Origin of the sequence: Streptacidiphilus anmyonensis, assembly GCF_000787855.1 — a bacterium.
In the GTDB taxonomy this organism is placed as follows: domain Bacteria; phylum Actinomycetota; class Actinomycetes; order Streptomycetales; family Streptomycetaceae; genus Streptacidiphilus; species Streptacidiphilus anmyonensis.
Window position 1 is genome coordinate 1 of sequence record NZ_BBPQ01000092.1, and the last position, 10,863, is coordinate 10,863.

Genomic DNA, 10,863 nt, shown 5'->3' on the forward strand with positions numbered 1-10,863 from the left:
GTTACGGGCTGCTTTCTCCGGCTCAGAGCAGCGCGCGCAGGACGAGACCTGCCGCGAGAGCCCAGACCGGGGCGCCGATGCCGAATGCGGAAACCCCGGATGCAGCGATGACGAAGGTGAGGACTGCGGCCTCGCGTCCCTTCTCCTCTGCCAGTGAGGAGGAGAGCGCGGAGCCGAGGGTGGGGAGCAGGGCCAGGCCGGCGATTGCCTCGACGAGCTGGGGCGGTGCCTGTGTCAGCAGGACGGCGGAGACGCCGGCCGTCAGGCCGAAGAGGATGTAGCAGGCGCCCGCGGTGACCGAGGCGATCCAACGGCGGTCGCGGTCCGGGTGGGCGTCGGGGCCGGCGGCCAGCGCGGCGGTGATGGCGGCCAGGTTGACGGTGTAGCCGCCGCCGAAAGCCGTGGCGGCGGTGGAGAGTCCGGTGGCCGTCAGGACGTGACGGACCGGCGGGTCGTAGCCGAAGTGGCGGAGCAGGGCCAGGCCGGGGATGTTCTGGGACGCCATGGTGATGACATAGAGCGGTACGGCGATCCCGACCAGAGCCGACCATCCGAAGGTGGGGGCCGTGAGACTCAGGCGCGGGAGCAGGGTGCCTGCCGCGCCCAGGTGGAGCGGGGTTCGGACGGCCAGGACCACGAGCAGGGCGACGAGCGCGCCCGGGGTCGCCCAGCGGCGTGCCCAGCGCAGCAGGACCGACCAGACGGCGATGACCGGCAGCGTGAGCCCGGGGAGGTGGAAGGCGGACTGGACGGGGGCGAGGCAGAGCGGCAGCAGGACGCCCGCCAGCAGACCCGTGGCGAGGCCGGTCGGGATGGCCGCGACGAGGCGGCTGAGTCGGGGCCACAGGCCGGTGACGGCCAGGAGCAGTCCGCAGACCATGAAGGCGCCCACGGCGGCCGCGTAGCCGCCCGTGGGCTTTCCGGCGCTGACGAGCAGCGCGGCGCCGGGTGTGGACCAGGCGATGCTGATCGGCTGCCGGTGCCGCAGGCCGAGCCAGATGGCGAGGGCGCCCATGCTGAGGCAGAGCAGCAGCAGACCGGACACGGCCTGTCGGCTGTCGGCGCCGACGTCACGCAGGCCGGTGAGGACGAGGGCGAAGGAGCTGCTGAAGCCGACCACGGCGGTGATGAGCCCGGCGGTCAGGGGCTGGACCGGTATACGGCCCGGCGGCCCTGGCAGGCCCCGCAGGCCCGGCGGGTCCTGCGGGTCCGTACCCGGCAGGCCCGTAGGCGAGTGTTCCATAAACAGAACGCTAGCCGAGGCGGGATACTCGGGGCCATGGGTAATTCCGCGCACTGGTCGGCGGACGCGGCCGCCGCGACGGGTGAGCGCATCCGCGCGCTGCGCGGGCAGCGCGGCATCAGCCTGTCGGAGCTCGCTCGACGGGCGGGCGTCGGCAAGGCGACGCTGTCCGGGCTGGAGACGGGGACCCGGAACCCGACCGCCGAGACGCTGTACGCCATCGCCGGCCAGCTCGGCGTACCCCTGGCGACGCTTCTCTCCACGCCCGGCGAGCCACTGGGCGCGGACGTGCCCGAGGTGCAGGGCACGGCCGTGGCGGCGCAGCTTCTGGAGGTCTTCCAGGACGGCGGGATCAGTACCGAGCTGTACCGACTGGAGATCCGGCCGGGCGTGCTGCAGACCTCTCCGGCGCATCCCGCCGGGGTGGTCGAGTACCTCACGGTCTTCTCCGGCACGGCCCGGGTGGGCCCGGTGGGGGACCCGATCGTGGTCCGGTCCGGGGAGCACGCGTCCTTCGCCTCCGACGGCCCCCACGTGTACGCCGCATTGGGCGAGGAGCCGGTGCACGCCTCCCTGCTGATCCGGCATCCGCTGGAGGTGTCGGAGGTTTCCGGGGGCTCCGAGGTGAACCGGAGCTGAATCCGCCCCGACGCGCGCACCGTCACAGGCAGGCACTACGGTGAGCGCTACGAAAGGGGGCCGGTGTCGTGCTGAACCTCACGCTGAGCTGGCAGTCGGCGGGCGCGCTGGCCGCCGCGGCCTACGGTGCGTCCGTCGCCGTGCGGCGGATCGGCACGCCGTCGCCGCGCCGCGTCAGCGTGGGGCTCGTCGTCCGTGAGGCGGCGACGATGATCGCCCTCTTCGCGGTGTGGCAGTACGCCGGCCAGATCTCGGTGATGAGTGAGGACGGCGCCATCGACCGGGGCCAGTCCATCTGGGACGCCGAGCGGTGGCTGCATCTGCCGAGCGAGCAGACGCTCCAGAGCTGGGCGCTGCCGCACCCGTGGCTGGTGGAGGGTGCGAACTACTACTACGCCAGCATGCACTTCGGCGCGATGATCGCGCTGCTGGCCTGGGTCTTCCTGCGGCACCGGCGGGCGTATCCGTGGGTGCGGATGACGGTGGTGCTGGTCACCGCGTGGTCGTTGCTGGTGCAGCTGATACCCGTGGCCCCGCCGCGGCTGCTCCCGGGCAACGGCATGGTCGACGTCGCGGTGGAGTACGGGCAGTCCGTCTACGGGGAGTCGATCGGGGGCCTTCAGGCCGATTCGTACTCCGCCATGCCCTCGGTGCACGTGGCGTGGTGCGTGCTGGTGGCGGTGGCGGTGATCCGGCTGAGCCGGAGCCGGTGGCGTTGGCTGGTGCTGGCGCATCCGGTCCTGACGGTCGCCGTCGTCGTGGTGACGGCGAACCACTACTGGCTGGACGGGGTCGCCGCGGTCACGCTGCTGCTGCTCGCGTACCTCGTGCAGTGGTACGCGGCCCGACTGCGGGCCGCGTACCTGCTGCGCCGATCCGCTGTGCGTGGTGAGGGCGGTGTGGGCGGGGCGGAGACCCCCCTCGGGCCTCCGCCCGCCCCGGTCGGGCTTGCCCGCCCGGCGGATGCCGGATCGGTCAGCGGACGGGGAGACTGAGCCCGGCCCAGCTGCTTCCGCCGAGGGAGACGGTCGCCGAGTACCAGGACAGCAAGCCGGCCACCGCGGCGACCCAGCCCGCGGTCTTGTCCAGGCCGGAGCTTCCGGCGAAGGAGCCGATCGCCCAGAGCACCAGGGCGACGGTGAACAGGCCGTAGACCCCGCGGAGCAGCATGCTGCCGCCGCGCCACTGGGACGCGGTGAGTGCGAGTGCCAGCAGAGCCCAGATGATGTAGAAGAGTCCGGCCGCGTTGGCGGACGAGGGTGAGGCCTGCGAGGCCACGACCCACAGGGCGCCGAGTCCGGCGAAGGCGGTGCCGGTCGCCGCGCTGCCGGCGCGGAACTCGACCAGGCCGCAGATGGCCAGGGCGACCCCGCCGACCCAGAGGGTCAGGGCGTGGGTGTCGGCGACGGTGGTGTTGTGGATGACGCCGGTGCTGACGATGCCGTAGGCCAGGAGGGTGAGGCCGAGGGCGAGGTAGCCGAGCGCTCCGGCTGCGGCACCGAGGGTGAGGGAGCGGTTGTTGGCCACCGCGGCTTCGTTGCTCACGGGGGCTCCTTTCACGGGGGTGAAGCTGCTCGGCGGTCGCTTTTCGGCCGCCGATGTCCGACACCTGTGTCGTACCCGACAGTGACGTTGCGTCAACACACCGTAATCAGAGTGATATCGAGCAAATCCGTTTATGCCCTGCGGACCCGCTGCTGAGAGGTGTATAGGGCGTGGTCGATCGATCCGGGGGGAGCCCGCGCGGCCGTCAGCCGATGGACAGCCGGTAACGTCCGCTGGCACAGCCGGTGACGCGCCACCCGCCGGTGACCTGGCGCACCGTCAACTGGGCGATGCCGGTGGTGCTGGGCGTCGGCTTTGTGGCGCCGGGATACCAGACGTCCAACGTGCACGCCGGTCCGCCGGCGGTCGCGGCGGGCGCGACGCCGGTCAGTGCGAAGGCCTTGCTCGCCGTGTCGGAGGTCAGCGAGGTGAGGGCGCCGGGGACCGCCCGCGGATAGGCGCGTCCGAGGACGGCGATCGTCGCCGCCGAGGGCGGCACGTCCTTGCCGGTGGCGCAGTCCTCGGCGACGAGGTTGCCGACGACGGTGGCGTGCTGGTCGCTCTCCGGGCTGCCGCAGGCCTGCCGCCACGCCCAGTAGGCGTCGCCGATCCGGGCCTGGTCCTCGGCGGCGGCGAAGCGGCGCAGCATCGCCGGGTCGCCGGAGGGGTCGGGCGAGCTGCCGGTGGTGGAGCCGAACCAGCCCCACTCGCCGGCCCACAGCGGCATCCCGTAGGACTTGGCCTGCTGCTCGGCCAACGCGAAGCCGCGTTCGACGGAGACGAGGGTCAGCCCGAGCGAGCGGTCCATCGTGATCGACTCGCTGTACAGGTGCGGGGCGAACACCAGGTACGGGTCCGCGCTGAAGCCGCGCGGCGGGGCGGCGTCGAAGCCGAGGCCGGACCAGAGCACGCTGGGCTCGATGAAGACCAGGTGCGGAAAGCCGCCGGTGGTCTGCTGCTCGGCCTGCCGGATCGCCTGGACCGCCCGGTTCTCGAAGGCGCCGAGCAGCACCGAGGACGTCGCCGGCGGATCGTCCCCCATGCCGGGCTCGTTGAGCAGGCCGTACCCGGCGACGGACGGGTCGTCCGCGAAGGTGCGCGCCAACATGGCCCAGGTGTGCACGAGTTCGGTCTGTATGCCGTCGCTGTCGTGGTAGAACGCGCTGAACGCCTGGGTGTTGGCGGGCGTCAGGTCGCGGCTGAGGGTCTGGCAGCGGGAGGCGCCGTCGGTGAGGGTGGCCCAGGCGGGGGCGCCGTCGTAGCCGAGGGACGGCGTGCTGCCGCTCGGGCACGTCGTCCCGGCGGGGGCGGCGATCGCCGGGCCCCAGGCGTCCTCGTGCATGTCGAGGTCGGTGTAGAGGCCGTGGCGTGCGGCCATGGCGACGGTGGCCTTGATCCGGTCGAGGTAGCCCTGGTCGTAGTGCCCGCGGCTCGGTTCCAGGGCGGACCAGGAGATGTCGAGCCGGACGACGTCGAAGCCGAGCGCGGCCATCGAGGCGAAGTCGGTGTCGCCGAGCGGGCGCACGGTCGCGCGGCCCGGTGTCGGCGCGGCGTAGTCGACGAGCTGGTTGACGTTGACGCCGCGCAGCAGCACCTGGCGGCCGTTCACGTCGCTGATCAAGGCCGGGGAGTCGCTCGTGGCCGCGCGGACGGTGAGTGCGGGCAGCGCCGCGGCGGCCGTGGCGCGGGCGGTCGCGCCGATGGCCGGCGCGGGCGTCGCCACGCTCGGCGTCGCCTGGGCGAGCCCCCAGGAGCCGACGGCCAGAGCGGTGGCGGAGGCGAGGACGGTCGCGAAGCGGCGGCGTCCGCCGGAGATGGCGTCGAGGAGGCGGCTGATCAGCAGCAGCGTCGGGACGACGGCCCAGCCGAAGGCGACGCCGAGGGAGAGGCCGGTGCCGATGCGCAGCCCGGCGTCGGCGAGGACGAACAGGTCGGTGCCGGGCAGGTCGCGCGGCAGGGCGAGGGCCGTCTGCACGACGCCGGCTGCCGCGCCGCCGCCGAGCGCGGCGAGCCAGCCGCCGAGCAGCAGGTCGGCGGGGCGAGTGTAGTCGAAGCGGCGTGAGGAGCGGGCGAGCAGGATCGCGCCCACGATCGCGGCGGTCGCCAGCTCGACCGCGAAGCGGGCGGGCCCGAGGTCGAGGCCGAACGGCAGGCGCCGCAGGCTCAGCGGCTCGCCGTAGAACGCGGCGGCGGGGGAGCCCTCCCACAGCATCGGCCCGACCAGCGGCCCGAGCAGCGCGATCGGCAGCACGGTGCCGGTCAGCGACCAGCGCCAGCCGAAGTGCGGCGGCGTGGGCAGCCGGCGTCGCCGCGACTCCTCGCCGCGTGGCCGGTACCGGTGCGCGAAGGCGCCGAGCAGGGCCGGTATCCAGCCCACGAGCGCGACCCGGGAGGCGGGCAGCCCGCAGTCCCACAGGGCCGTCGCGACCAGGGTCCGCGCGCCGCCGTGCACGCCCGCCCCGGCGGTCTCGGCGATCATCTCCGCCAGCCGTGCGAGCGCGGTGGCGAGGATCGTCACGCCCCAGAGCCGGAGCACCATGCGTTTGCGCCCGGTGTTCTCCGCGGCGCCGCGGAACGAGACGGCCGTGCCCCACGCGGTGACCGCCACCAGCACGGGCAGGAAGACGGCGACCCCGGCCACGGACCACAGCCCGCGCATGGACGTCACCTGGAAGGCGGACCAGGGAAGTGGCGCGAACAGCGAGGTCGGATCGGCGTAGGCGGCGGCCGCGCTCACCGCGAGCAGGCCTCCGGCGGTGACCACGGCGGCGAACGGAGCACGACGGGAGGGGCGGGACACCCGGCAGATGCTAGGCACCCGCTCCCGTCACGCAACAGGGGTCCCGCCTGCCTCACAGGTACGACAACGGTCGAGACCGGGGCAAGCGGGACACCGGTGATGTGAAGGTTTGGCAAAGGCGCGGGCCTGGCGGGTTTGACCCGTCGTCAGCCCACAGGGAGCTCGAAGCTGCGGCGGATCGCCGAAATGCGCTGGTCGAAGCCGAGCCGCCTGGGGATCTGCGCGTCCGTGCAGACGGTCAGGGAGACGCAGTCGAACCGGGCGCCGTCCTGCCGGTGCCAGCCGGGCAGATAGCCCCGGACGGAGAAAAGGCCCTGGGGCTGCCCCGGCTCGGCCCGGCAGAGCGCCGCCAGGACCGCCCGTTTGTCCGCGAGCACCTGCACGGTCAGGTGCTCGAACTTGAACGGTGCGGCGCTGTCGAGCAGTTGCCCAAGGACGCGGCGCACATCGGCGGGCGCCTCCGCGTCGACCCCGCCGACCACGGCCGCGCGGCTGGACTCGAGGACCGCGAACGCCACCCGGCCGCTGTCGGTCTCGAAGCTCAGCTCTCGCGGCCCCTCGACGAAGACCCGCGGCGGGTAGTCGCCCGTCCGCCTCGCCGGGCCGAGCACGGCGAGCTCGCGTTCCAGTGCGCTTCCGGCGCGCAGCACGGACCGGAGCGGGACGATCCTGGCCGGTCGGCGTCGGGGGTTGAAGGCGAGGCCGAAGACGTGCTCCTCGCGCTCGCCGGCCACCGGGTGCATGCCGCCGTCGCTTCCGGTCCAGGCCCAGGGCGGCTCGGAGCGCTGGATGATCCGCAGCGCCTGTTCCGAGCGCGCGTGGCCGTGGACGAGCGCGCAGTCGGTCCGCTCGAAGGCGGCGCGGAGCGAGAGGTCGAGCAGCGTGGAGAAGACGGCGCGTCCGCGGTACTCCGGCAGGACGGCGCCGCCGCCCACCTCGTAGCCCTCCCGCGCGGGGTCCGGCCGGACGGCGTTGGCCGCGACGACCCGGTCCCGGTCCAGCGCGACGACCCACAGGCGCTCCCCGCCGGACACGAGCGCCCGCACCGCGGTCGGGTCGGCGCACTCGGGCACGGGGTAGCTGCCGTGGTAGACGTGGTCGTAGAGGGCGACGATGCCCTCGGCGTCGCCCGGGACGGCCGGCCGGATCTCCAACCCGGCGCTCATCTCGACGCCGATCCGGACGCCGGTCCGGTCGCCGTGCCGGTCGAGCGCTGACCGCCGGTGCCCGGTCCGGCCAGGACCGGGGCGCGTTCCGGCAGCACCTCCAGGTGCTGGGACAGCGGTCGGCGCGGCGACGGCTCGACCTCGGGCGCGGGCGTCCCGGCGACCAGGCGGAAGACCAGGGCGAGGGGCGCGCCGTCGCCGTGCAGGAGCGCGCTGCGCAGCTGTGCCGCCGCCGACTCGATCCGCTCGCGCTCGTCCGGGCTGAACAGGTCCCCCTCGGGGCCCTCCAGCATCTCCGCTTCGAACATCAGCGAGGTCGTGGGGTGCACGCCGAATCCGGCGGCGGTGGCGGCCGTCCACATCCGCTGGACCGCGCGGCCCGCCTCGACGAAGTCGCTGCGCCGGGAGCCGCCAGCCGTCACCGCGCCCACGGCGGACGCGCCGTCGGCCCAGTCCCGGCTGAACTCGAGCAGGCGGCGGCCTTCGCCGCGCTCGTGGAGGAACCCGGCCACCGCGGGGCGGCGCAGCAGCCGCAGGGCGATCTGTTCCGGCAGCGGCAGTTGCAGGTTCTCGATCGGCACGCCCTCGCGGCGTCCCGGCTCCTCGGAGCGGAAGTAGAACTCGTCGAAGGTCTCCCGGTGCATCCCCCCGGCCAGCATGCGCAGCCGGTTGCCGAGCGCCACGCCCTCGCCGTAGACCTGCTTGACCTTCTCGTCACCGCTGATCCACAGCCGCGCGGAGAAGCCGGCCACGGCCTCGTCGAGGACGGCGCGTTCCTCCTCGGTCAGGGCGCGGCCGCGCGCCAGGGTGCGCTGGCTGCACCGGGCGCTGAGCGCCGCGCCGAGCGCCCGTTCGGCCGAGGTGGCGTCCGGACCCGACTCGCCGACGGTGATCCGCGTGTACACCAGGTCGTCCGGGCCCAGCGGGTCGTGGACGACGTCCGCGGAGAGCCCGCGGGCGCGGGCGGCGATGACGATGCTCTCGGTGACGATCCCCAGGACCACCCGGCGGACCGTGTCGCGGCAGTCGAACAGCGCGTGGGTCGCCGAGCGCTCCGGCACGTGGGCCACGTCGATCACCCGGCCGCGGACCAGGAAGCGCCACTGCTGGGTGTTCCCGCCCGAGGGGGAGCGCATGGCCAGCTCCAGGATCTCGCGCAGGTCCTCGGGCAGGTCGTCGACCCGCCCCCCGCTCTCGGCAGCGGCCGTGGGGGTCGGGCTCGGGCGGTGCTCCGCCCGGCCGATGCCGAAGGGCAGGTCCACGGTGCGGCGTCCCGAGGGGACGTCGTGGCCGAGCAGGATCGCGCGCGCGGCCGTGGCGACGACCGCGCCGCCGTGGGTGACCTCCGACGCCAGCTGCGGCCAGGTCGACAGGGTCCGGTCCAGCTCGACGAAGGACGACGCGATCCGGTCCGAGGTGCCGTCCACGCCGATGATCACGGCGATCACCGCGAGCTCCAGATCCCGGTCCGCGTGCCGCAGCTGATCCAGCGGCAGACCGGTGAGCAGCCCGTGCAGCAGCGGGCGCTGCGGCTCCAGGTCGAAGCGCTCGACGTCGAGGACGCCCCGGTCGCTGCACTCCATCAGCACCGGGATGCGGCGGGACCGGGCCTGTTCCCTGGCCATGATCTTGACCCAGGGCGTGTCGCACTCCTCGACGAGGAGGTCGAGGGCCGGGGCCCCGTCGAAGAAGTCCGCGACGGAGTCCTCGTCCAGGCCGCCCGGGTGGACGTGCACGGTGAGATAGGGGTCGATCTCCGCGATCTGACGGGCGGCCAGCACGGCCTTGTTGACGCCCAGGTCGGCCACCGTCGCGCGGAGCCGGTTCAGGTTCGACAGGTCGAGTTCGTCGAAGTCGGCCACCTTGATCGTCCCCGCCGAGCGCTCGGCGGCGATGGTCAGCGCGACCGCGTTCCCGACCGACAGGCCGACGACGCCCACCGTGCGGTTCCGCAGCAGCGCCTGCTCGTGGCCGGTGAGCTTGTTCCGGTTGGCGGAGGTCCGCATCTCGACGAACTCGGCCTCGTCCAGGAGGTGGACCAGCTGGCCGGACCAGGGGTAGAAGACCCAGACGCCGACCTCGTCGAGGGGCCGACCGCCCGTGAAGTCCGCGATCACGTCGCCGCGGTCGGCGCGCCTGCCCCGCTCGGGTGTGCGCACCCGGGCGAGGTTCTCCAGTTGCAGCTCGATCTGGTCCAGGCGGCGGGTCACCGCCCCGGCGCGTTCGAGGGCGGCCAGGGCCGCCGCGTCGCCGGCGCGGGAGAGGCGGAACAGGCTCGGCGGTGTGTATCCGGCCGTGGTGTCGGTCATCTGCTGGTCCCCCTGATACGGGCGCGCTTCGTGCGGCGGCGGCCCTCAGCAGACCCGATCGGGCTCGAGCCGGGCGTGAGTCGGCGCCGACTCACGCTCGAACAGACCGCGTCGCGACGATGCCCTGGGCGGACGGTGCGTCAGCGACCCGCGGGCGCACCGAGGACACGCAGGGCCAGGATCGCCATGTCGTCCGAGGCCGGGTCCGCGGCGAACCGTTCCACCGCGCGCAGGATGCGGGTGGCGACCGCGCCGGCGGTCAGGCCGGTGCAGGTGGTGAGCACCTCGGCGAGGCCGTCGTCGCCGAGCATGCGGGGCCCGTCGCGGCGTTCGGTGACGCCGTCGGTGACGCAGAGCAGGACGTCGCCCGGGTCCAGGACGAAGGTCTCGGCCTCCAGGTCGAGTTCGTCGATGACGCCCAGCAGGGGCTGCGGGGACGCGGCGGGGGAGACCGTGCCGTCGGGGCGCAGCCGCAGCGGGAGGGGGTGGCCGGCGCAGACGGTGCGCAGTTCGACCGAGCCGTCCTCGCGCGGCGTCATCTCCCCGTACAGCAGGGTCAGGAACCGGCCGCGGTCGCCCTCGTCGAGGATCGCCGCGTTCAGCCGTTGCAGGACCTCCGGCGCGGAGAAGCCCTCGCGGGCCAGCAGGCGCAGCGAGTGGCGGGCGAGGCCGGTGACCGCGGCGGCCTCGGGGCCGGTGCCGCAGACGTCGCCGATGGCGAAGCCGTAGGTGCCCTCGCGGATCGGGAAGATGTCGTAGAAGTCGCCGCCGACCTCGTTGCCCTCGCCTGCCGCGCGGTAGATGACCTCGGCCTCGACGCCGGGCACGCGCGGCACCGCGGGCGGCAGCAGGCTGCGTTGCAGCGCGCGCGAGATCGCGGTGCGCTCGCTGTAGAGGCGGGCGTTGTCCAGCGCGAGCGCGGCGCGGCGCGAGAGGTCCTCGGCGAGTTCCAGGATCTCGCGGCGGAAGCGCTCCTCCGCGGCCTTGCCGAGCGTCAGCATGCCGATCACGCGGTTGCGGGCGACCAGCGGCAGCACCACCGTCTCGCCGCCGACCGTCGCGGCCGTGGCGAGGGCCGCGCGCTGCGCGGCGGTCTCGCCGGCGCCCTGGGTGCGGGCGCGCAGGGCGGCGCGCAGGGCCGCGTCCTGCGCGGCGTCCGTG

General features: G+C 74.0%; 8 protein-coding genes. 2 read left to right on the top strand and 6 right to left on the bottom strand.

All coding sequences use genetic code 11. The features are described 5' to 3' along the window. Positions 1-22: 22 nt before the first annotated feature. Positions 23-1,243: a benzoate/H(+) symporter BenE family transporter gene (locus TR50_RS38730; protein WP_084701727.1), complete on the bottom strand. Its 1,221-nt coding sequence runs from the start codon at positions 1,241-1,243 to the stop codon at positions 23-25. Positions 1,244-1,279: 36 nt separating this feature from the next. Between TR50_RS38730 and TR50_RS38735 the strand changes: the two genes are divergently transcribed. Together TR50_RS38735 and TR50_RS38740 are read left to right on the top strand one after the other, a co-directional pair. After that, on the top strand, positions 1,280-1,882 hold the full coding sequence (locus tag TR50_RS38735; protein WP_042433895.1) for a helix-turn-helix domain-containing protein: 603 nt from the start codon (positions 1,280-1,282) through the stop codon (positions 1,880-1,882). 68 nt (positions 1,883-1,950) lie between these two features. After that, a complete protein-coding gene (locus TR50_RS38740; RefSeq protein WP_063775239.1) occupies positions 1,951-2,877 on the top strand; it encodes a phosphatase PAP2 family protein in 927 nt (308 codons plus the stop codon). Here the strand turns inward: TR50_RS38740 and TR50_RS38745 are convergent. The 5 genes from TR50_RS38745 to TR50_RS38765 form a co-directional block, all read right to left on the bottom strand. Beyond that, on the bottom strand, positions 2,858-3,427 hold the full coding sequence (locus TR50_RS38745) for a GPR1/FUN34/YaaH family transporter (protein WP_084701729.1): 570 nt from the start codon (positions 3,425-3,427) through the stop codon (positions 2,858-2,860). The two genes, TR50_RS38740 and TR50_RS38745, sit on opposite strands and share 20 nt — an antisense overlap. Positions 3,428-3,632: 205 nt before the next feature. Continuing rightward, positions 3,633-6,227 carry a cellulase family glycosylhydrolase gene (locus tag TR50_RS48305; RefSeq protein WP_052441818.1) on the bottom strand — a complete coding sequence of 865 codons (2,595 nt, stop codon included), beginning with the start codon at positions 6,225-6,227 and terminating at the stop codon, positions 3,633-3,635. A gap of 146 nt (positions 6,228-6,373) precedes the next feature. Then, entirely contained in the window at positions 6,374-7,393 is a 1,020-nt protein-coding gene (locus TR50_RS38755; protein ID WP_152648869.1) for a GNAT family N-acetyltransferase, read from the bottom strand. Further along, the gene (locus TR50_RS38760; RefSeq protein ID WP_042433901.1) at positions 7,390-9,702 is read right to left on the bottom strand and encodes an Rv1355c family protein; all 2,313 of its coding nucleotides are present in this window, start codon (positions 9,700-9,702) and stop codon (positions 7,390-7,392) included. Before TR50_RS38760 ends, TR50_RS38755 begins: the two co-directional genes overlap by 4 nt. A 140-nt stretch (positions 9,703-9,842) precedes the next feature. Then, positions 9,843-10,863 (bottom strand): PP2C family protein-serine/threonine phosphatase (locus TR50_RS38765; protein ID WP_152648870.1); only part of this gene is annotated, 1,021 nt, incomplete at its 5' end.